The organism is Kingella kingae ATCC 23330, assembly GCF_900111845.1.
GTDB classification, from domain to species: domain Bacteria; phylum Pseudomonadota; class Gammaproteobacteria; order Burkholderiales; family Neisseriaceae; genus Kingella; species Kingella kingae.
Genome location: NZ_FOJK01000033.1, coordinates 1 through 20,789 on the forward strand (window position 1 = coordinate 1; position 20,789 = coordinate 20,789).

The window sequence follows — 20,789 nt, forward strand, 5'->3', positions numbered from 1 at the left end:
CAACAGTTAAACCCAATTGCTCTGATACTTCACGCTCAAATGTATTCCGATAACCTGCGTCTGCACAGAAACCTTTTAAACTCGGATAGGTCTCAAACGCTTTTTTTGCTACAAAAATACCTGCTTTTGTGTCATGAATATTGGCTGCATGAATCACAACAGACAATAGATTACCCAACGTATCAACAGCTATATGTCGCTTACGACCTTTGATTTTTTTACCTCCATCAAAACCTTTATCATGTGCGCTAGAAGCTGTTTTGACACTTTGTGAATCAATAATGGCATAAGTTGGCATTGCTTGTTTTTGATGGATTAAACGTTTTTTTGAACCAATGCCAAAAGAATTCTATCCCATAAGCCTGATTGATTGGCTCTGCGATAGAAACTCCATACGGTTGAATAAGGTGGAAAATCATTGGGCAGCATACGCCATTGGCAACCTGTTTTGGTCATGTACAAAACGGCATTCACTAATAATTTACGTTTATCCCATTTGTAGTGGCGTAGCTGGTTAAAATATGGCTCAATCGCTTGCCATTGGGCATCTGTTAAGTCTGTTGGGTAGGATTTTCTGGTCATAAAGATATTTTATTATTTTTGTGAATACAGGTTCTAATTTCCCACACTTTCAGGCAGCCTGCACACTTAAATCATCAAAAAAATCAATGCTCCGCCCACTCCACCGTACTCAAATCCACACCGTCTTTAAACATTTCCCACAACGGCGACATTTCACGCAATTTGCCGATTTGCGATTTGATGAGTTCGGCGGCGAATTTCACTTCGTCTTCGGTTGTCATGCGACCGAATGTGATGCGCAGCGATGAGTGCGCCAACTCGTCATTGCGACCGAGTGCGCGTAAAACGTAGCTGGGTTCAAGGCTGGCTGAAGTACACGCCGAGCCACTGGATACGGCGATTTCTTTCACTGCCATAATCAAACTTTCGCCTTCCACAAAGTTAAAGCTCACGTTCAAATTGGTTGCCACGCGGTTTTCCAAATCGCCGTTGATGTAAACTTCTTCGATGTCTTTGATGCCGTTCAAGAAAATTTCGCGCAATTTTAAAGCGTGTGCCGTGTCTTTTTCCAATTCCAATTTTGCCAAACGGAACGCTTCGCCCATGCCTACGATTTGGTGTGTCGGTAATGTGCCAGAACGGAAACCGCGTTCGTGTCCGCCACCGTGCATTTGCGCTTCCAAGCGTACGCGTGGTTTGCGGCGAACATATAATGCGCCGATGCCTTTCGGACCATAGATTTTGTGTGCCGACATAGACAGCAAATCTACATTTGCGGTTTCTACGTCCACAGGCGTTTTACCACAGGCTTGGGCTGCATCCACATGGAAAATAATTTTGTGTTCACGACAAATTTTGCCGATTTCTGGGATATTTTGGATTACGCCAATTTCATTGTTTACCCACATCACAGAAATCAAAATCGTGTCGGGGCGAATGGCGGATTTTAATTCTTCCAAATCCAACAAGCCGTTTTCTTGCACATTTAAATAAGTTACTTCAAAGCCTTGACGCTCCAACTCGCGCATGGTGTCCAACACAGCTTTGTGTTCGGTTTTTAAGGTAATCAGGTGTTTACCTTTGGTTTTGTAGAATTGCGCTGCACCTTTGATTGCCAAGTTGTTGGATTCAGTCGCGCCGCTTGTGAATACGATTTCTTTGCTGTCGGCATTAATCAAATCGGCGATGTTTTTACGCGCTTCTTCTACGGCTTCTTCTGCTTCCCAGCCGTAAGCGTGGCTGTTTGACGCTGGATTACCAAACATTTCAGTCATATACGGCAACATTTTATCCAAGACACGGCGGTCAATCGGGGTTGTGGCTGCGTAATCCAGATAAATCGGTTTTTGTTTTTGAGTCATGGTTTTTTGTCCTTAATGTGTGTTTTTATTGAAAATTAAACGTGAATATGGGTCATGCGTACAATTTGCGTGGCTTTGTCGGGCTGTTGCTGCTCCAACAAGCTGGCGAGTGTTACGCTGCTCAAATAGTTGTCAATCGTGTGGTTTAGGTTTTCCCACAGATTGTGCGTTAAACAGGGCGCGCCGCTTTGACAGTTGGCTTTACCGCTGCACAAAGTCGCGTCCAAACGGTCTTCGGCGGCGGCAATAATTTGCGAAATATTGATTTGGTCGGCAGACTTGCCCAACACATAACCGCCACCTGGCCCGCGTATGCTTTCTACCAAGCCTGCGCGGCGAAGTTTGCTAAACAGTTGTTCTAAATAGGAAAGTGAAATTTGTTGGCGTTCGCTAATCGCGTTGAGTTTAACGGCGTGGCTTTGTGCATTCATCGCTAAATCTATCATGGCGGTTACGGCGAAACGTCCTTTTGTGGTCAATCTCATGGTTTATGTACTCCACTTTTTTATTGGTTTTGTGGACGCGATTGTCTAATATCCGACTATTTTAGTCAAGATTAAAAAAAGCTATAAGCGATATAGTTTGCAGGCTGCTTTTTTTCTGTATCAAAGCAGCCTGCACTTTCAATCAACAATCCAAACCTTCTTGCACCATTTGCGCCGCACGCAAAACTGCACGCGCTTTATTTTGCGTTTCCTGCCATTCGCTTTCTTCCACGCTGTCCGCGACAATGCCCGCACCGCTACTCACAAACAGCTCGCCATTTTTCACAATCGCCGTACGAATCACAATCGCCAAATCCATATCGCCATTAAAACCCCAAACGCCCACCGCGCCACCAAAAATATTGCGCTTAATCGGTTCTAATTCTTCAATAATTTCCAAAGCGCGAACCTTCGGCGCACCCGACAATGTGCCAGCAGGGAAAGTCGCCGCGAGAATGTCCATATTAGTCGTATTCGGTTTCAGGCAGCCTTCCACATTGGAAACGATGTGCATAACGTGCGAATATTTCTCAATCACCATTTTATCCGTAACCGCCACTTGCCCCGTTTGGCTAATTCGCCCCACATCATTGCGCCCCAAATCAATCAACATCGTGTGTTCCGCGATTTCTTTCGGGTCGTTGAGCAAATCTTGTGCGTTTGCCGCGTCCTGTTCTGGCGTTGCACCGCGCAAACGTGTGCCAGCAATCGGGCGAACCACCACCGTTTCACGTTCACGGCGCACCAAAATTTCAGGCGACGAGCCAATAATATGAAAATCGCCAAAATCGTAGTAAAACAAATACGGCGATGGATTGAGCGTCCGCAACGCACGATACAAATGCAACGGCTTGTCGGTAAACGGTAATTTCATCGTTTGAGCTGGCACAACCTGCATACAATCGCCATTCAAAATGTATTCACGCACACGGCGCACATACGATTTAAATGTCTCTTCGCCTGTTAAATGTTCAGGCTGTGTCGTTTGGCTGCCAAGCGAAAGCGAAATCGCAACACTCTGGCGCAATTTTTCGCGCAGATTTTCCAATTTTTCACGCGCCAATTCATAGCCTTGCGGATTGCTTGGGTCGGCATACACAATCAAATAAATTTTGCCGCTCAAATTATCAATGACCGCCAATTCTTGCGACAACATCAACAAAATATCAGGCGTACTCAACGGATTAGATTTTGCAGGCTGCTTTAAACGGTGCGCGATGTGTTCAAAATAATAAATGCTTTCATAGCCAAAATAACCCACCAAACCGCCTGTAAAACGCGGTAATTTGTCAATCTCTGGTGTTTTAAATTTCGCGTGAAATTGCTCAATAAATGGAAGTGGATTGCCATCATGAGTTTGAGTAAGTTGATGATTTTCGTACAATTCGGTGCGGCTGCCTGAAACTTTAATGTAAGTATGGCACGGCAGCCCGATAAACGAATATCGCCCAAAGCGTTCGCCACCCACCACCGATTCCAGCAAATAAGTAAACGGTTGATTGGCAAGTTTCAAATACAGCGACAATGGCGTGTCCAAATCCGCCAGCAATTCTTGCACAAGCGGAATGCGGTTGTAGCCTTGCGCGACTTGGTTTAGGTATTGTTGTTTGGTAATCATGGGGTTATTCTCGGTTATTGATTTTTTATAACAGTTTTTTATACAACTGCACATATTCCTGCGCCATACGTTTTCCTGAAAAATCACGCTGTTGCCAATACAAAGCTGTGCTTTGTTTCAGTTTCGCTAATTGTGCAGGCTGCTTGGATAATTCAAGCAAATAAACGCGGTAGTTTTCCATTTGATTGTGTTCTATTAAATAGCCTGTTTTACCGTGTTCCACAATTTCAGGAATGCCACCCACCGCGTGCGCCAAAATAGGCACATCGTATTGATAACCTTCCAAAATAACCATAGACAAACCCTCCGAATGAGACGGCAAAATTTGCACATCAACCTGCTTGAACACGCTGCCAATATAAGGCGTAAACGGAACAAATGTGATATTAGCCACATCTTTGGCGGCGGTTTTCAATTCCTGCTCCAACTCGCCCGAACCCACCAAATAAAATTGCACAGACGGCAGAGATTTCGCCAATTCAATCGTTAAAGGAAAATTTTTAACCGCTTGAAAATTACCAATTTGCGCGACTTTCAGCGTATTTGGTGCTGATTGAAAATAAGCATCTATACTTTTGTGTTCACGCAATTTTTCTATACCACCGTAAATGGTGTGGGTTTGTGCGTTGAGCGATTTGAGTTTATCGCTGGCGGTTTGGCTCACACCGACCACCGCATCGGCATAGCGATAACTGATTTGCGATGATTTGCGCTTCAAGGGAAAAATAACGTGGCGCGTTATCAACAAAGGTTTTTTAAAACAAAATTTTAGAGCAGCCGCCAAATGTACCGAACGCCCGTCACAAGCGTGAATTAACACCGAAGAATGCTGTCGCAAAAATTGCCCAACTGTCCATAAATTCGGCAAAACCAAAATGCTCTGTTTGGCTAATTTTTGCCCCAATACACCATTGGCTTTGCCGTAAAACGCGACATCAAAACCCAGTTGGCGAATATTTTGTATCAACAATTCGGTTTGCACTTCGCCGCCACCAAATTTTTTGGCTAAACTGATGAATAAAATGGTTGATTTAGCATTTGGCATGATTTTGTACCCAAAGTTGTGCGTATTTGCAAAAAACCGAATAAGCCGATAAAACAGAAATCAAAAAGCCTTGTTTACCGTCCAAAAATCCCGCCTTGAACACATACATTTTCACAAAACTATTTAATGCGTGAATGACCGCTGAAAATAAGCTGGCTTGTTTGCCCTGCTGCTGTTTTTGTTTTGCCCACAATAAAGCGTAATTGGCGGATTTATTGAGATATTGCGCCACGCTGTCATAAGTATAATGCAACACATCGCCCGACAAATCCACCACGTTTGTACCGCTCGGCACAACCACAGATTCATGCACCAAATCATCACTATATTTTGCAAATTCAATCGGATACACACGCACCACTTTATCAGGATACCAACCGCAATGACGGATTTCTCGTCCGTATGCCACGCTCAAACGGTTGATTGCAAAAACGGTTTTGCCGTCTGCTGGCGTTTGCGAAAGTTGGCGGATTAGGTCTTGGCGCGTGGTTTCGCTTAATCGCTCGTCTGCGTCTAGCCACAAAACCCACGGCGTTTGAATAAATGGAATCGCGCGATTGCGTTGTACGCCAAAGCCTTGCCAATCCGTGAACGTGTGGCATTGTGCACCAAATTGTTTGGCGATTGCTAGCGTGTTGTCGCTGCTGCCTGAATCAATGACGACAATCGGGCAGCCCAACGGTTGTACGCTGTTTAGGCAGTCGGGCAGATGTTTGGCTTCGTTTTTGGTAATCAGGGCAACAGTTAAAAGTGATGAAATGTGGGTCATAGCGAATCGGCATCAACAAGAAACGGCTATTTTACACGGCTATGGGATATTGCAAAATGTTTGCAGGCTGCTTTTTCGCACTTCAAAAGCAGCCTGCACATTGTAAACAGATTGTAAAGCTGCCATAATCAAATTTCTTTCCTATTTAAGTAGGTGCAGTTATGAATAGGTTCACACGCTGGTTCAAACAATGTTGGAATCATTGGCTAACACAGGGATTTTTACTATTTATTGTATCCATGCAATGTTTCCGACATTAAAAGGATTGATGATTGCCACTTTTGCTATTGTTTTAGCAATAATCATTTTGCTGTTAAGAGACGGTATTCATTGGTTTAAAACAAAAAACAATAGCAAATCAGGCATCCTGAAATCATGACACACTTTTTAATCACTCAACGCAAAGGACAAATTATGGCAACCAAAACCGCCAACGCTATCCGCTTCCTGTCAATGGACATGGTTCAACAAGCCAACTCTGGACACCCCGGTGCGCCAATGGGCATGGCAGACATGGCAGACGTTTTGTGGCGCGAATTTTTGCAACACAATCCAGCCAATCCCAAATTCCCTAACCGCGACCGCTTTGTTTTGTCAAACGGACACGCATCAGCCTTGCTTTACAGCGTATTGCATTTGAGCGGCTACAATTTGTCGGCTGACGATTTGAAAAATTTCCGCCAACTGCACAGCAAAACCGCAGGACACCCAGAATACGGCTACGCGGACGGCGTGGAAACCACCACAGGGCCACTCGGTCAAGGCATTGCGAATGCAGTCGGCATGGCATTGGCAGAACGCTTGTTAGCAAAAGAATTTAACCAAGACGGTTTGGACATCGTCAATCACCACACCTACGTTTTCTTGGGTGACGGCTGTTTAATGGAAGGCGTATCGCACGAAGCGGCATCATTGGCTGGCACATTGGGCTTGGGCAAACTGATTGTTTTGTATGATGATAATAATATTTCCATTGACGGCAAAGTAGATGGCTGGTTTACCGAAAATATCCCAGCGCGTTTTGAAAGCTACGGCTGGCAAGCAATCCGCGATGTAGATGGACACAATCCCGAAGCCATCCGCGCAGCCATTCAGGCAGCCCAAGCCGAAACCAACAAACCAACAATCATTTGCTGCAAAACCTTAATCGGCAAAGGCGCAGCCAACAAAGAAGGCAGCCACAAAACGCACGGCGCACCATTGGGCGCAGACGAAATCGCCGCCACTCGCGCCCATTTGGGTTGGGAATACGCACCGTTTGAAGTGCCAGCCGACGTGTACGCCGCTTGGGACGCAAAAGAAAAAGGCGCGAAATTGGAAAGCGCGTGGAACGAGTTGTTCGCGCAATACGCCGCTAAATTCCCCGAAAAAGCAGCCGAATTTACGCGCCGCATTAACGGAACGCTGCCTGAAAACTTTGACGCTCATGTGCAGGCTGCATTAACCGAAATCAGCGAAAAAGCAGAAAAAATCGCCACACGCAAAGCCAGCCAAAACAGCATTGAAATTTTGGCAAAAGTGCTGCCTGAATTTGTGGGCGGTTCGGCGGATTTGACCCCGTCTAATTTGACCGATTGGTCTAACAGCGTTTCCGTGAAACCGCAACAAGGCGGCAACTATGTTCATTATGGCGTGCGCGAATTTGGTATGGCGGCGATTATGAATGGCATGGCATTGCACGGCGGCGTGAAACCGTTTGGCGCGACATTCTTGATGTTTAGCGAATACGCGCGTAATGCCTTGCGTATGGCGGCGTTGATGAAAATTAACCCGATTTTCGTGTTCACGCACGACAGCATTGGTTTAGGCGAAGATGGCCCAACGCACCAACCTGTTGAGCAAACCGCGACTTTGCGTATGATTCCGAATATGGCGGTTTGGCGTCCTTGCGACACAGCAGAAAGCCTGATTGCGTGGGCGGAAGCAGCAAAAGCGAAAGACCACCCAAGCTGCTTGATTTTCAGCCGTCAGAATTTGCCATTTGTGCCACGCAGCGCGGAGCAGTTGGCGAATGTGAAACATGGCGGCTATGTGATTTCCGCAAAAGACAACGCGAAAGCCGTGATTATCGCCACAGGTTCGGAAGTGGAATTGGCATTGAACGCACAAAAAGCGTTAGCAGAACAAGGCGTTTCTGTGAACGTGGTTTCTATGCCGTCCACCAATGTATTTGATAAACAAGACGTGGCGTATAAAGCGAGCGTGTTGCCTGCGGATTTGCCGAAAGTGGCTGTGGAAGCTGGTGTAACAGACGGTTGGTATAAATATGTTGGTAATGGCGCAGTTGTGGGTATCAATCGCTTTGGCGAATCTGCACCTGCTGATTTGTTGTTTAAAGAATATGGTTTCACGGTTGAGAATGTGGTTTCGGTTGTGAAGTCGGTTTTGTAATGTGATTCAGGCAGCCTGAAACTATTTTTCAGGCTGCCTTTTTTATATGCTAATTAAAGGGATTTGAAATGTTCAAAAAATCGTTATGCACGATTTTAACCGCAGCCGTTTTATCACAATCAAGTTGTACAACGCTCTTTCTATGGGGCAAGAATCCACCTACCACCCACACCACCGCTTACCAAGATATAGGTAGCGACCAAGTTCATGCTTTTGGACGAGCCGAACTCGACAGCAACCAACTCAAAGCAGGTTCATTGCTGATGATGGGCGATAAATATTGGTATGCGCTAGACGCAGACGATTCAACCAATTTATTGCCCGTGTTGAATGCAAAATTAACCAACCGCTACCAAATCTATTACGGCGATGAAATCTTAACCGCAATGCCTGTGGTGCTAACAGAAAAATCACGATTTAGCAGCGATTTCTGTTTGAAATACACACCAGCAGGCAGCCTGAAAACGCAAGAAGCACAAACGCTGCAATCCTTGCAATTTAAACCATTGGGTAAGCAACCTAAAACCTATGCGCGTTGCTTCTACACCAACGGCACGTTATTTGCCAAACCCACGCAATCACCCGTAGATTACCGCTTTGAGCAAGTTGTGCCTGTAAAACTGTCGCAAGAAATCACACACAGCAAAATCAATGGAGAAAATTTGATAGGAAATATTCTGTTTACACCCATTGCATTGGCGATGGACGCAATGATTGGCATTGTTGTGCTGCCATTGACCATTTTTGCGCCTATGGCTCGGTAGAAAGAAAAGCACACACTACATTTTCAGGCTGCCTGAATTTGTAGAATAACATATCATTCGTTTATGCGAACATAACCATAAATAAAAAGCAGCCTGCACTTTGCATCATACAAAAAGTGCAGGCTGCTTTCTATTGTTTGACCCACTCCGCCACCACATCAACAAAACGCGCCACGCTTTCGGGACACAAATACCAATACAACGCAGGTTCAATCAACTCCACTTCGTTGATATAAAATTGGTTTTGCCGCATTACGCCGTCTATTCGGGCATAGCGTGGCATTTGTGGCAGCCAATTTAGCACTTGTTGTGCGGTTTGCTGGGCAATTTGGGGAGCGCAAGCAGCCTGCACTTGTGCGCCATAAGCGGAATTGGCACGCCATTCGCCTTGTACTGGCAATCGGCGCACGGCGTGGCTAAATCGCCCTGCAAAATAAATCAGACACCATTCGCCCTGCTCTGCCACTTCGGGCAAATAGGCTTGTAATAGCCAATCGCCTGATGTGTCGGTTAGCTTAATATCTTGTGGCGATTGAATTTTTTGTACGCCATAACCACTTTGCCCTACGGCTGGTTTGAGTACGGCTTGTTGCCATGATTGCGCTTGCATGGTTTGCCAAATATCGTTGGCGTGAGTAGAGACAATTTGCGTGGGCGCAACAGGAAAATCAGCGCGAATTAAATCTAGCAAATAATGTTTACGGCTGTTCCAGCGCATTAAATCAACCGAATTGGCAAACAAGCAGCCTGCACTTTGCATTTGGTTTAGCCATGTATCCCATGCGTCAAACCTTTGGGCGTAATCCCATGCACACAAAGGCAAAATATAAGGCGTAGCTGGACAAGTTTGCCATGGCGCAAATTGGGTAGCGATGCCGCGTTGTTGCAAAGCAGCCTGCACGGGAAGCAGATTGCTGGGTGGTTCGGGGTAACTTTGACAAGTGGTGATGGTGAGCATTTGGGTGTTTTCTTGAATATTGAATATAGCGCGCTATAAATAATGCAGGCTGCTTTTTCTGGTTCAAAAGCAGCCTGCACATGGTTTATTTAACCTGATTTAAATAACCTGTTAAACGTCCTTTGTTTTGCATAGAGCGGTTTTCTAGCTCTGCCACAACAGGTTTCACTTCGCTCAAATTAGTCGGCTTGCCCACTTGAATAATACCGCTCATATTCATCATGCGGTGCGGTGGGCAGTTGTACACATACACGCCTTCGTGGGTCAATTTCACCACCAATTCTTCATCTTCTCCCGAAACAAAGCTTTCTGCACCTTTTGGAACGGCTTGGCTTTTAACCGAATGCCCAGTTGTGCTGGCTTTGAATGTAACCGTGTCGCCGACTTTGGCTTTCACAAACGCTGGCTCAAACACCATGCTACCGTCTTTGCCTGTGTTAAGCATTTTGATGTCGTAATTGGCAGCATGAGCCGACATCGCTGCCAATAAAGTGGCACAGAATAAGATTTTTTTCATGAATATCACTCCTATATGGTCAAAAAATGACGTTGCGGACGAATAACAGGCAAACCTTGGCTACACGTCAAAACTTCTACCGACACGCGATATAAATCACGCAACACATCGGGCTGCAACACTTGTGCAGGCTGCCCTTGCGCTTGAATTTTGCCGTTTGCCAACAAAATCAATTCATCAGAAAACTGTCCTGCCAAGCTCAAATCGTGCAACACCATGAGCGTGATGATTTGATGTTCGCGTGTGTAGCGGCTAACCTGTTCCAGCAAATTGAGTTGATGATACATATCCAACGCGCTAACAGGTTCATCTAGCAACAAAATTTTAGGTTGGCGCAACAACACTTGGGCAAACATGGCAAGCTGTCGTTGTCCGCCACTCAATGCTGTGATGGGGCGATGTGCCAAATGCGCGATACCCAATTCGTCTAACAAACTGGCGGCTTGGTTCAAAACGTCATCGCCAACGTGCATATGCAGCGCGTCCATTCGCCCTAGCAATACGACTTCTAGCGTGCTTAATGCGGCATCAACATGGCTATCTTGCGGCATATAGCCAATCGGCTTAACCCAATCGCTGCGAGCGGTTTGCGTTTGTGCCTGCCCTTGCCACGAAATCGTGCCTGTGTGCGCCAGTTCGCCAAAAATTGCTTTGATTAAACTGGATTTGCCTGTGCCGTTGGGCCCCAACACGGTATAAATTTTGCCTGCGTGCAAATCCAAATCAATTTGCTGGGCAACGTGCAGGCTGCCACGCCGAATGCTGACTTGGTTGAGCGACAAAATGGGAAGATTGCTGTGATTCATAGTGCGTCAATTACGAGAAAAGTCCAAACAGCCAATTAATAAAACGTTGCCACAAAGACGGTGTTTCTTCCGTTGCAGGCGCAGATGTCGCAGCCGATGCCGTTGCAGGCTGCTTTTCATCGTTAGCGCAAGCAGCTTGGTTGCAATCTAGCTGGATAAAAAACGTGCCTTTGGGTTCAATCGGCAAATATTTTTTGTGGAAATCTTGATACGTTTGCTCGGGGTTTACATCGGCAAACGCATCGGGGTACAAGGTTTTTGCCATAAATTGCGCCGATGCCAAATCGCTAATAGAACGCGATGCGGTGTGGTAAATGCCGTAAACACGGTTGTTTTTAACCGCTGGCAAATCGTGCCAACCTTGGCGTGTCAAAAAGCCAGCCAAGCGTTTTTGGGCATCAGCTTGGGTAACGCCAATCCCCATTGCCATGATTTCGGGCTGCTTATCAATATTCATTTCTGTACCAGAAATAATGATGACTTCGGGCTTGGTTGCCAATAATTGCTCGGCGTTAATCGGGCCCCAGTTTTCTACATAAGGCTTACTCACATTGTCGCCGCCCACCGTGTCGGCAATCGCGCCCCACATATTTTTGCCAAAGGTAAAGCTATGTTCTTGCGGGCCTTTGTTACCAAATTCCACATAAATTTTGGGTTTGGGCAACTGGGCAGCCTGCACTCGTTTTTGAATATCGGCAATGCCTTGTGCGTATTCATTGGCAATTTGCTCGGCGCGTTGCTCTGTACCTGCAATTTGACCGAACAATTTAATGCTGGCGGTGTGTTTTGCCACGCTTTGTTCGTTGAAATCCACCACCACAATCGGAATGCCTGCCTGTTCTATTTTGGGAATTTCGCTAGACAGGGTTTGGAATTGCCAATCGGCAAGCACCAACACATCGGGCTTCATTGCCAAGGTTTTTTCCAGCGAAAATGTGCCTGTGTTCACGTTGCCAATGTCGCCAATGTTTTTGAGTTCGGGTATTTTTTCGGCAAACAAAGACCAACTGCCCGAATTGAATTTTTCCCAAAATTCACGCGAAATGCCGACTACGTTTTTGAAATTGTCCACACCTGCGGCAGCGATGTAATCGGGAAAATAAAAGCCCAACACCACGCGCTTGGCTGGCACATCTACTTTAACTTCGCGTCCGCGCACGTCAGTCAAGGTTTGCACTTGCGCGTAGGCTTGGCTGGTTAATAGGCTCAATAGCGCAATGGCTAAACTTTTTTTGATGTTTGATTTCATGATGTTATGTGTTTCCTTGTTCAAAAAACAAATCAAAAGCAGCCTGCATTTGTATTTAAGTCGTCATTCCCACATAGTTCGTAGGGTGGATGCTCGCACCCACGCAACTTGGGGTTTCCTAAAATTTGAGTGCGCGTGGGTGCAGGCACCCACCCTACTGCACTATAAATAAATCAAAAGCAGCCTGCACTTTTAATATCGCAAACCGTTTACCGCTTGCTCCAAATAATCCAAAAGAAAAATGGCACGCCCACAAACGAAGTCACAATCCCGACAGGAAACAACGCGCCTGGGATAATCACTTTGGACAACACGGACGACACGGATAAAAATGCCGCACCTGCCAAAATAGTCACAGGCAAGAAAAAGCGTTGGTCTTCGCCCACCAGCATTCGGGCAACGTGTGGCGCGACCAGTCCAATAAAGCCAATCACGCCGACAAAACTAATCGCGGTTGCTGTCATCATGGCGACCAACACCAGCGTTTTGATGCGTAAAGCGGTTAAGTTCACGCCCAATGCAGCGGCACGGTCTTCGCCCAAACGCACGGCGGTCAATTTCCACGCATCGCGCAACAATAGGCTAATGCACACCGCGCTTACCACGCTAATCACGGTTAAATTTTCCCAAGTGGCTTTGGTTAAACTGCCAAACAGCCAAAACAGAATTTGTTGCGAGATTTCGGGCGCGGAAATAAATTGCACCAGCGACAACATAGACTGAAAAATAAACAACAAGGCAATGCCCACCAACACCAAAGTCGCCGAGCCAAATCGTTGCATGGACGCAAACAAAAACAGCACCACCGCCGCCAGCATAGTCATAGTAAACGCGCCCACAGGCACAGCATATTGCAACGACAAACCAAAGCTGCCAAACGCAATCACCAGCGATGCGCCAAAACCTGCGGCAGCCGCCAATCCTAATGTGTAGGGGCTTGCCATGGGGTTGTTGAGTAGGGTTTGGATTTCTGCGCCACCTGCGCCCAAAGCTGCACCCACCACCAACGCCATCAAGGCAATCGGCAAGCGCAAATCGTGCACAATGGTGTGGGTCATTTCATCTACATCGGCTGCGCCCAATAGCGATTTAACCACTTCGCCCACAGGCAACATGGACGGGCCTGTTACCACGTCCAGTACCAAACCAATCAGGCCCACCGCAGCAAACGCAATCAACACCAGCCAGCGTTTGCGCTCCACCGCGCGTTGTTGGCGCACAATTTCTGTAATTTGAGTAGAGTTTGTCATATTGGGTTTTATCAATAATGTGCAGGCTGCTTTGTTGGAAAAAACAGCCTACATCGTTGGTTTAACATTTATTGAAACATTGTAAAACAAGTGATAACAATTTTCAAATTATGTAAACATAATCATCGTGCAGGCTGCTTTTTTCAGCTAACCAAAGCAGCCTGCACATCAACCGACTTATGGATACAAATACAACGTACCCGTTGGCACAACAGGCAAATATTTGCGATAGAAATCGGTGTAGGTTTTTTCTGGGTTGATGTCTTTAAACAGCGTTGGATACGCCGCTTTGGCAACGAATTGAACCGATGCAATATCCGACATCGTGCGCGAATTGGCGTGGTATGCGCCATAAACACGATTGTTTTTCACCGCAGGCAAAGCACTCCAACCTGCACGCGCTTTAAAGCCATTCAAACGGCGTTGCGCTTCGTCTTTGGGAATATTAAAGCCCAGCACCATACCTTCGCGGTTTTTGTTTAACTCGGTTTCGCGTCCAGTCATAATCACGACATCGGGTTTGGCTGCCAATACCGCTTCTGCCGTCATCGCACCCCACGCACCAATAGATTTAGGGGCAACATTTTGTGCGCCCACCAAATCAATCATCGGCCCCCACATACTAGACGAGAACGTGAAGCCTTGTTCCGCAGGGCCACCGCGTCCAAATTCCACATACACTTTTGGTTTAGGCAAACGAGCTTGCTGCACGCGTGTTTGAATCTGACGCACCGCCGCTTGGTATTCGTTGGCGATTTGATTGGCGCGCGCCGTTTGTCCCGTTAATTGACCCAGCAATTTGGTAGATTGAACGTGTTTGGCAACGGTTTGCGCGTTGTAGTCCAACACCACGATTGGGATATTCGCGTTTTTTAGTTTATCCAAATCCGAGCCTAATGCTTTGTATTGCCAATCCGCCAAAATCAACAAATCGGGTTTCAATGCCAACACTTTCTCAATAGAGAACGTGCCTTCTTCCACTTCGCCCACATCGGTTAATTGATTTAATTTAGGAACGGCTTTGCTAAACAATTCCCAGCTAGGTGGTGCCCAACCAGACCACACTTTTTTAGAAAAACCCACCACATTGTCCAAAGCCTTATTGCCACCCACCGCCATATAGTCTTGATAATAAAAGCCCAACACCACGCGCTTGGCAGGCAAATCTACTTTTACTTTGCGATTTAAAATATCGGTTACTTCCACAGGTGCAGCAGTTGCCAAAGCACTACTCAATGCCAAAGCCATTGCAGTTGCTACTGCTGAAAAAGAACGCTTCATTGCTTGTACTCCATTTCAAGTTGGTTGATGAACTAAATTCCGCGCATTGTAAATGAAATGATAATGATTTTCAAATTTAATTAAGAAACGTTAATTTTGTGCAGGCTGCTTTCGCTATATAATCACGTTTTCTATAAAAAGCAGCCTGCACATGAAAATTATCATTCTAGGCAGCGGACAAGTTGGCTCAACCATTGCCCACGAACTCGCGTCCATGCCCAATCACGATGTAACCATTATTGATACAGACGAAACCGCCCTACGCAACATCAGCAGCCGTTTGGACGTGCAAACCATGATTGGCAACGGCGCATCGCCCCAACTGTTGGAACGCGCAGGCGCACACGACACCGATATGCTGCTCGCACTCACACGCAGCGATGAAACCAATTTGGTTGCCTGCAAACTGGCTGCCGAATTGTTCAACATTCCGCAACGCATTGCGCGAGTTCGTTTGGCGGACTATTTGGAATACGGGCGCGAACAAACCGATTTAGCCACGCTAGACGATGAATTATCCAGCAGCCTAAACGCCTTTGCCGTAACCGATTCGATTCACCCCGAGCATTTGGTAACCGAGCATTTAATCGGCTTATTAAGTTACGCGCGCGCCTTGCAAGTTTTGCCGTTTGCAGGCGACCAAGTCCGCATGATAATCGTCCAAGTCAAAGCCGAAGACGAAATCGTTGGCAAAACGCTAGAAGAAGTCATGACCATGCTGCCCGAGCATTCCGATTGTCAAATTTGCGCGATTTACCGCAGCACGCGCATGATTGTGCCGCAACCCAGCACCGTGATTTTGGAAGGCGATGAAATCTGTTTTGTGGCAGACGCGCAATACATGGCAACCGTGATGTATGTGCTGTTTCACTACAAACAGTCCAACCACCGCATTATGATTGCAGGCGGCGGCAGCATTGGTTATCGCCTAGCCAAACATATGGAAGACAAATTCAACGTCAAAATCATTGAATACAACGAAAACCGCGCCGAATGGTTGGCAGAAAATTTGGACAACGCGCTGGTGCTACACGGTTCTGCCACCGATGAAGACTTGCTCAACCGAGAATACATTGACGAAATTGACGTATTCTGCGCCCTGACCAATGACGATGAAAACAACATCATGGCAGGTTTGTTGGCAAAAAATTTGGGTGCGAAGCGCGTGATTAGCATCATCAACCGTTCGCGTTATGTGGATTTGCTTACAGGCAATCAGATTGATATTGTCGTGTCGCCGCATCAAATCACGATTGGTAGCGTGTTGTCGCACGTTCGGCGTGGCGACATTGCCGCCGTGTATCCATTACGCCGTGGCACAGCCGAAGCGATTGAAGTCGTGGTGCATGGCGACAAACACACATCGGCTTTGGTTGGACGGCGCGTAGATGAAGTCAAATGGCCCGCAGGCTGCCACATTGCCGCGATTGTGCGTGGCGATGAAGTCATCATGGGGCGCGACCACAGCCAAACCCTGCACGATGGCGACCACATTGTCTTTTTCGTTTCGCGCCGCCGCGTGTTGCGCGAATTGGAAAAATTGATTCAAGTGAAAATGGGCTTTTTTGGTTGATTTAAAGTGCAGGCTGCTTTTTAGTTGCTCAAAAAATAAGCAGCCTGCACTTTTCATCATACAATCAAGCCACAAACCCACTTATCCACACCCTTGCCCACATGTGCTACACAAAATGAACCCAGTTATTCAATCCCCCCAAAACAACCAACTCAAACATTTAGCGAAACTGCTATCCGCCAGCAAACACCGCCGCGAACACCAACAAACCGTGCTAGAAGGCGTACATTTACTGTCTGCCTACTTGGACGCAGGCAACACGCCCGAACAAGTCTATGTACCCGAACATCGCGCCCAAAGCCCCGAAATTGCCGCGCTATTGTGCAGGCTGCCTGCAAACCGCGTTCACTTGGTCAGCCACAACGCGCTACGCAAAATCAGCAGCCTTGCCGATGCCAATGACATCATGGCACTCATCGCCCTGCCCCAACCCAGCCCATTGCCCGAGCAAGGCGATTGCGTGGTATTGGAGCGCATACAAGACGCAGGCAATGTCGGCGCGGTGTTACGCAGTGCGGCCGCAGCAGGCATTGTCCACATTATTTTGAGCGATGGTTGTGCCGATGCCTACGCCCCCAAAGTGTTACGCGCAGGCATGGGCGCACATTTTTTGCTGCACATTCACGAGCGCGTAGATTTAACCCAATGGCGCAGCCAATACCACGACCGTGTTTTGGTTACCGCGTTGAGCGAACACAACAATTTTTCGCTATACGATTTAACCTTGCAGCAACCGAGCGCGTGGATTTTTGGCAACGAAGGCAGCGGCGTGTCGCCCCAAATACAAAATATCGCCACCGCCAACGTCAAAATCCCAATGCTGGGCGCGACCGAATCGCTAAATATTGCCCAAGCCGCGACTGTTTGCTTGTTTGAGCAAATGCGCCAACGTTTGAAATAAAAAGCAGCCTGCACTTGGTAAAATAGATTTTATGTTCTAAAATATGATTTGCGCGAAATTTCATAAAAAAGTCGCTTTTTTGATGATAAAACTAGACTTTTTGCAGCATTTTCGCCAAAATCGTTTTTTCTTTTTTTTTCAGATTACGGATTCATGGTCTAAACACTCTCACATTATTTAACCATGAATCGCAATATTTTTTATCCACGCATAGGAATCACACAAAATGGATTTACGCAAATTACAAAAACTGATTGAATTGGTTGAAGGTTCTGGCATTGCCGAATTAGAAATCACCGAAGGCGAAGAAAAAGTCCGTATCACACGCTCGGTGGCTGCGCCTACGGTGCAAACGGTTTACGCGCCTGCACCTGTTGCTGCACCACAAGTCGCACCTGCTGTCGCTGCGCCCGTTGCTGCGCCTGCTACACCTAGCGCACCTGCGGCAGCAGATACAACAAACGCGCAAAAATCGCCTATGGTTGGCACATTCTATCGCGCAGCCAGCCCAACGGCTGCACCGTTTGTGGAAGTTGGCGCAACGGTAAAAGAAGGTCAAACCATCTGCATCATTGAAGCGATGAAATTGATGAACGAAATTGAAGCCGAGAAATCAGGCGTAATCAAAGCGATTTTGGTGGAAAACGGTCAGCCAGTAGAATACGGCGAGCCTTTGTTTATTATTGAATAATGTGCAGGCTGCTTTTGAGTAGCCTAAATAATTTGGAATAAAACCATGTTAAAAAAAGTGTTAATTGCCAACCGTGGCGAAATTGCTTTACGCATTTTACGCGCTTGCCGTGAAATGGGCATTGCCACCGTTGCCGTGCATTCCGAAGCCGACCGCGAAAGCCTGCACGTTAAATTGGCAGACGAAAGCGTGTGTATTGGCCCTGCACCGTCGCCACAAAGTTATTTGAATATTCCAGCGTTGATTGCCGCCGCAGAAGTGACAGGCTCGGACGCGATTCACCCAGGTTATGGCTTTTTGGCGGAAAACGCGAATTTCGCAGAACAAGTTGAAAAATCAGGCTTTATTTTCATTGGTCCGAAAGCCGATACCATCCGTTTAATGGGCGACAAAGTGTCTGCCAAACACGCGATGATTGCGGCTGGCGTACCTTGCGTCCCAGGCTCAGATGGCGCATTGCCCGATAATCCTGATGAAATTTTGAAAATCGCCGATAAAGTCGGTTTCCCAGTCATCATCAAAGCGTCTGGCGGTGGCGGTGGTCGCGGTATGCGTGTCGTTGAAAAGAAAGAAGATTTGCTCAAATCGGTGGAAATGACCAAAGCCGAAGCGGAAGCAGCATTTGGTAATCCTATGGTTTACATGGAACGCTTTTTGCAACGTCCACGCCATGTGGAAATTCAAGTATTGGCGGACGAACACGGCAACGCGATTTATTTGGGCGAACGTGATTGCTCTATGCAACGCCGTCATCAAAAAATCATTGAAGAAGCCCCTGCACCGTTTATCACACCAACAGAACGTGAAAAAATCGGCACGGCTTGCGCGGACGCTTGCAAGCGCATTGGCTATCGCGGTGCAGGTACATTTGAATTTTTGTATGAAGACGGCGAGTTTTTCTTTATTGAAATGAATACACGTGTACAAGTGGAACACCCTGTTACCGAACTGATTACTGGCGTGGACATCGTGCAAGAACAGTTGCGCGTGGCGGCTGGTTTGCCGTTGCAATACGCGCAATCCGACATCGTGATTGAAGGTCATGCGTTTGAATGCCGTATCAATGCCGAAGACCCATACAACTTTATTCCAAGCCCTGGCAAAATTGAATCTTGCCATTTACCTGGGGGATTGGGGGTGCGCGTGGATAGCCATATTTATCAAGGCTATCGCATTCCGCCCAATTACGACAGCTTGATTGGCAAAATCTGCGTTCATGGTAAAGACCGCGACCAAGCCATCGCCAAAATGCGCGTGGCAATGGACGAATTGGCGGTTACAGGTATCAAAACCAATGCGCCGTTGCACCGTGATTTGTTCCGTGATGCTGGCTTTATTCAAGGCGGTGTGAGCATTCACTACTTGGAACATTGGTTGCAAGAACGCAAAGAAAAACAAGCGAAGTAATGCTGATTTAAATACAAAGCAGCCTGCACTTTTTGTTGATTCAAAGTGCAGGCTGCTTTGTATTATTCAAATCAAAAACGGCACAATCAATGGTGCAATCAACGAAGTGATGACACCGTTCAAAATCAAGCCAACAGTCGCATACGCGGCAAAATGTCCGCTTTTCTCCAAACACGCCACAATGCCCATGGCATGTGAAGTCGTGCCTTGCGCCAATGATTTGGCAATCGGATTTTTTGTCCAATTTTTCATCAACATAAAACCAAACATCTGTCCCGTCAGCCCTGCCAAAATCACGCCAGCCGCGCTAATGGACGGAATACCGCCCAAAACTTGCGTAATTTCCAACGCAATCGGCAACGTAACCGATTTTGCCGCCACCGCCATACTCACTTCACGCGCTGCGCCCATAAAATGCGCTATCCACACGCCCGACACCACGCCCACCACGCTACCAGCCAGTTGTGACAACAAAATCGACAACCATTGCGCCCGAATTTTCTGCCATTGCAAATACAACGGCACAGCCAAACACACAATCGCAGGCTGCAACCACACGCTCACTAATTGTCCTGTTTTTTGGAAATCGGCGTAGGGTGTATCGGTAACTTTCAGATAAATAATGAAAATAGTCGTGCAAATCAGCACAGGATTCACAAAAGGGCTGCCTGTGCGTTTGCGAATCACAATACACAGCCAATACAAACTCACAAGCATAAACAGCAGCAAAAACGAATTAGATGCAAAACTGGTTTTCATGCAGATTTTCCTTTTTTGTTGTTTTGGCTGAATTTTTTCCGCGCCCATTCGTAGGTTTTGGCGGTGGCGAGCAAGACTAACACGCTGCTGCCGACTGCCGATACAAAAATTGCGCCAATATCTTTTGACAATAAATCAAGGTATTGCACCAACGCCACGCACGGCGCAATCAGAATTAACATCAAATTTTGCATTAAAAAATCGGTAATCGGTTTAAACCAATCGGGCTTGACCCATTTGCCTTGCAATAAACCAAATAAAATCAACAAGCCAATAATGCCTGACGGCAATTTGATGTGGGTTAGATAAATAATCAGCTCGCCCAACGCCAAACAGCCCAAGATAATAGAAAGTGAACGTATCATGATGATTTCTCTTGAATAATATGAAATATGTGAAAAGCAGCCTGCACTTTTTGTCCAAATCTTTGATTTGGGTATAA

21 protein-coding genes are annotated in these 20,789 nt (G+C 46.7%); 6 read left to right on the forward strand and 15 right to left on the reverse strand.

What is annotated here, in order from left to right:
* From BQ5809_RS06830 to BQ5809_RS06860, 7 genes are all read right to left on the reverse strand, one after another.
* Positions 1–298 (reverse strand): transposase (locus BQ5809_RS06830; RefSeq protein ID WP_143452387.1); only part of this gene is annotated, 298 nt, incomplete at its 3' end.
* Between the two features lie 17 nt (positions 299–315).
* Positions 316–582, reverse strand: a complete 267-nt coding sequence (locus BQ5809_RS06835) for a transposase (RefSeq protein WP_071461636.1) — start codon at positions 580–582, stop codon at positions 316–318.
* 83 nt (positions 583–665) lie between these two features.
* Entirely contained in the window at positions 666–1,883 is a 1,218-nt protein-coding gene (locus BQ5809_RS06840; RefSeq protein WP_003787742.1) for an IscS subfamily cysteine desulfurase, read from the reverse strand.
* Between the two features lie 35 nt (positions 1,884–1,918).
* Positions 1,919–2,368, reverse strand: a complete 450-nt coding sequence (iscR, locus tag BQ5809_RS06845) for a Fe-S cluster assembly transcriptional regulator IscR (RefSeq protein WP_003787741.1) — start codon at positions 2,366–2,368, stop codon at positions 1,919–1,921.
* Positions 2,369–2,510: 142 nt separating this feature from the next.
* Positions 2,511–3,986, reverse strand: coding sequence for an anthranilate synthase component I (trpE, locus tag BQ5809_RS06850; RefSeq protein WP_003787739.1), 1,476 nt, complete (start codon positions 3,984–3,986; stop codon positions 2,511–2,513).
* Between the two features lie 25 nt (positions 3,987–4,011).
* The gene (locus tag BQ5809_RS06855; protein WP_003787736.1) at positions 4,012–5,031 is read right to left on the reverse strand and encodes a glycosyltransferase family 4 protein; all 1,020 of its coding nucleotides are present in this window, start codon (positions 5,029–5,031) and stop codon (positions 4,012–4,014) included.
* Positions 5,018–5,800, reverse strand: coding sequence for a glycosyltransferase family 2 protein (locus BQ5809_RS06860; protein ID WP_003787735.1), 783 nt, complete (start codon positions 5,798–5,800; stop codon positions 5,018–5,020). Before BQ5809_RS06860 ends, BQ5809_RS06855 begins: the two co-directional genes overlap by 14 nt.
* A 414-nt stretch (positions 5,801–6,214) precedes the next feature.
* On the opposite strand from BQ5809_RS06860, the gene tkt reads away from it, so the two are divergent.
* Together tkt and BQ5809_RS06875 are read left to right on the forward strand one after the other, a co-directional pair.
* Complete coding sequence (tkt, locus tag BQ5809_RS06870) at positions 6,215–8,191, forward strand: transketolase (protein WP_032827801.1); 1,977 nt, start codon at positions 6,215–6,217, stop codon at positions 8,189–8,191.
* A 68-nt stretch (positions 8,192–8,259) separates the two neighbouring features.
* Positions 8,260–8,955 carry a hypothetical protein gene (locus BQ5809_RS06875; RefSeq protein ID WP_003787728.1) on the forward strand — a complete coding sequence of 232 codons (696 nt, stop codon included), beginning with the start codon at positions 8,260–8,262 and terminating at the stop codon, positions 8,953–8,955.
* A gap of 130 nt (positions 8,956–9,085) precedes the next feature.
* Here the strand turns inward: BQ5809_RS06875 and BQ5809_RS06880 are convergent, their stop codons facing one another.
* The 6 genes from BQ5809_RS06880 to BQ5809_RS06905 form a co-directional block, all read right to left on the reverse strand.
* Entirely contained in the window at positions 9,086–9,913 is an 828-nt protein-coding gene (locus BQ5809_RS06880; RefSeq protein ID WP_003787727.1) for an ATP-grasp domain-containing protein, read from the reverse strand.
* 85 nt (positions 9,914–9,998) lie between these two features.
* Positions 9,999–10,430 (reverse strand): pseudoazurin, encoded by a 432-nt coding sequence (locus BQ5809_RS06885; protein ID WP_003787724.1) that lies wholly within the window; start codon positions 10,428–10,430, stop codon positions 9,999–10,001.
* Positions 10,431–10,441: 11 nt separating this feature from the next.
* Positions 10,442–11,236 (reverse strand): ABC transporter ATP-binding protein, encoded by a 795-nt coding sequence (locus tag BQ5809_RS06890; protein WP_003787722.1) that lies wholly within the window; start codon positions 11,234–11,236, stop codon positions 10,442–10,444.
* Positions 11,237–11,246: 10 nt separating this feature from the next.
* A complete protein-coding gene (locus BQ5809_RS06895) occupies positions 11,247–12,485 on the reverse strand; it encodes an ABC transporter substrate-binding protein (RefSeq protein WP_003787721.1) in 1,239 nt (412 codons plus the stop codon).
* 209 nt (positions 12,486–12,694) lie between these two features.
* A complete protein-coding gene (locus BQ5809_RS06900; protein ID WP_032827770.1) occupies positions 12,695–13,735 on the reverse strand; it encodes a FecCD family ABC transporter permease in 1,041 nt (346 codons plus the stop codon).
* Positions 13,736–13,912: 177 nt separating this feature from the next.
* On the reverse strand, positions 13,913–15,016 hold the full coding sequence (locus tag BQ5809_RS06905) for an ABC transporter substrate-binding protein (protein ID WP_003787718.1): 1,104 nt from the start codon (positions 15,014–15,016) through the stop codon (positions 13,913–13,915).
* Positions 15,017–15,167: 151 nt separating this feature from the next.
* Between BQ5809_RS06905 and trkA the strand changes: the two genes are divergently transcribed.
* From trkA to accC, 4 genes are all read left to right on the forward strand, one after another.
* On the forward strand, positions 15,168–16,589 hold the full coding sequence (trkA, locus tag BQ5809_RS06910; RefSeq protein WP_003787715.1) for a Trk system potassium transporter TrkA: 1,422 nt from the start codon (positions 15,168–15,170) through the stop codon (positions 16,587–16,589).
* Between the two features lie 115 nt (positions 16,590–16,704).
* Positions 16,705–17,490 carry a TrmH family RNA methyltransferase gene (locus BQ5809_RS06915; protein WP_032827769.1) on the forward strand — a complete coding sequence of 262 codons (786 nt, stop codon included), beginning with the start codon at positions 16,705–16,707 and terminating at the stop codon, positions 17,488–17,490.
* Between the two features lie 226 nt (positions 17,491–17,716).
* Positions 17,717–18,181, forward strand: a complete 465-nt coding sequence (gene accB, locus BQ5809_RS06920; protein WP_003787710.1) for an acetyl-CoA carboxylase biotin carboxyl carrier protein — start codon at positions 17,717–17,719, stop codon at positions 18,179–18,181.
* Positions 18,182–18,226: 45 nt separating this feature from the next.
* On the forward strand, positions 18,227–19,588 hold the full coding sequence (gene accC / locus BQ5809_RS06925) for an acetyl-CoA carboxylase biotin carboxylase subunit (protein ID WP_003787708.1): 1,362 nt from the start codon (positions 18,227–18,229) through the stop codon (positions 19,586–19,588).
* A gap of 66 nt (positions 19,589–19,654) precedes the next feature.
* Here accC and BQ5809_RS06930 read toward each other — a convergent pair whose 3' ends face one another.
* On the reverse strand, positions 19,655–20,347 hold the full coding sequence (locus BQ5809_RS06930) for an LrgB family protein (protein ID WP_003787705.1): 693 nt from the start codon (positions 20,345–20,347) through the stop codon (positions 19,655–19,657).
* Complete coding sequence (locus BQ5809_RS06935; protein ID WP_003787703.1) at positions 20,344–20,712, reverse strand: CidA/LrgA family protein; 369 nt, start codon at positions 20,710–20,712, stop codon at positions 20,344–20,346. The genes BQ5809_RS06930 and BQ5809_RS06935 overlap by 4 nt, the downstream gene beginning before the upstream one ends.
* Between the last annotated feature and the right edge of the window lie 77 nt (positions 20,713–20,789).

Excerpts from the sequence above, each read along its gene's own strand:
- BQ5809_RS06835 (WP_071461636.1), bottom strand. The coding sequence starts at position 582 with ATGACCAGAAAATCCTACCCAACAGACTTAACAGATGCCCAATGGCAA.
- BQ5809_RS06840 (WP_003787742.1), bottom strand. The coding sequence starts at position 1,883 with ATGACTCAAAAACAAAAACCGATTTATCTGGATTACGCAGCCACAACC.
- iscR (WP_003787741.1), bottom strand. The coding sequence starts at position 2,368 with ATGAGATTGACCACAAAAGGACGTTTCGCCGTAACCGCCATGATAGAT.
- trpE (WP_003787739.1), bottom strand. The coding sequence starts at position 3,986 with ATGATTACCAAACAACAATACCTAAACCAAGTCGCGCAAGGCTACAAC.
- BQ5809_RS06855 (WP_003787736.1), bottom strand. The coding sequence starts at position 5,031 with ATGCCAAATGCTAAATCAACCATTTTATTCATCAGTTTAGCCAAAAAA.
- BQ5809_RS06860 (WP_003787735.1), bottom strand. The coding sequence starts at position 5,800 with ATGACCCACATTTCATCACTTTTAACTGTTGCCCTGATTACCAAAAAC.
- tkt (WP_032827801.1), top strand. The coding sequence starts at position 6,215 with ATGGCAACCAAAACCGCCAACGCTATCCGCTTCCTGTCAATGGACATG.
- BQ5809_RS06875 (WP_003787728.1), top strand. The coding sequence starts at position 8,260 with ATGTTCAAAAAATCGTTATGCACGATTTTAACCGCAGCCGTTTTATCA.
- BQ5809_RS06880 (WP_003787727.1), bottom strand. The coding sequence starts at position 9,913 with ATGCTCACCATCACCACTTGTCAAAGTTACCCCGAACCACCCAGCAAT.
- BQ5809_RS06885 (WP_003787724.1), bottom strand. The coding sequence starts at position 10,430 with ATGAAAAAAATCTTATTCTGTGCCACTTTATTGGCAGCGATGTCGGCT.
- BQ5809_RS06890 (WP_003787722.1), bottom strand. The coding sequence starts at position 11,236 with ATGAATCACAGCAATCTTCCCATTTTGTCGCTCAACCAAGTCAGCATT.
- BQ5809_RS06895 (WP_003787721.1), bottom strand. The coding sequence starts at position 12,485 with ATGAAATCAAACATCAAAAAAAGTTTAGCCATTGCGCTATTGAGCCTA.
- BQ5809_RS06900 (WP_032827770.1), bottom strand. The coding sequence starts at position 13,735 with ATGACAAACTCTACTCAAATTACAGAAATTGTGCGCCAACAACGCGCG.
- BQ5809_RS06905 (WP_003787718.1), bottom strand. The coding sequence starts at position 15,016 with ATGAAGCGTTCTTTTTCAGCAGTAGCAACTGCAATGGCTTTGGCATTG.
- trkA (WP_003787715.1), top strand. The coding sequence starts at position 15,168 with ATGAAAATTATCATTCTAGGCAGCGGACAAGTTGGCTCAACCATTGCC.
- BQ5809_RS06915 (WP_032827769.1), top strand. The coding sequence starts at position 16,705 with ATGAACCCAGTTATTCAATCCCCCCAAAACAACCAACTCAAACATTTA.
- accB (WP_003787710.1), top strand. The coding sequence starts at position 17,717 with ATGGATTTACGCAAATTACAAAAACTGATTGAATTGGTTGAAGGTTCT.
- accC (WP_003787708.1), top strand. The coding sequence starts at position 18,227 with ATGTTAAAAAAAGTGTTAATTGCCAACCGTGGCGAAATTGCTTTACGC.
- BQ5809_RS06930 (WP_003787705.1), bottom strand. The coding sequence starts at position 20,347 with ATGAAAACCAGTTTTGCATCTAATTCGTTTTTGCTGCTGTTTATGCTT.
- BQ5809_RS06935 (WP_003787703.1), bottom strand. The coding sequence starts at position 20,712 with ATGATACGTTCACTTTCTATTATCTTGGGCTGTTTGGCGTTGGGCGAG.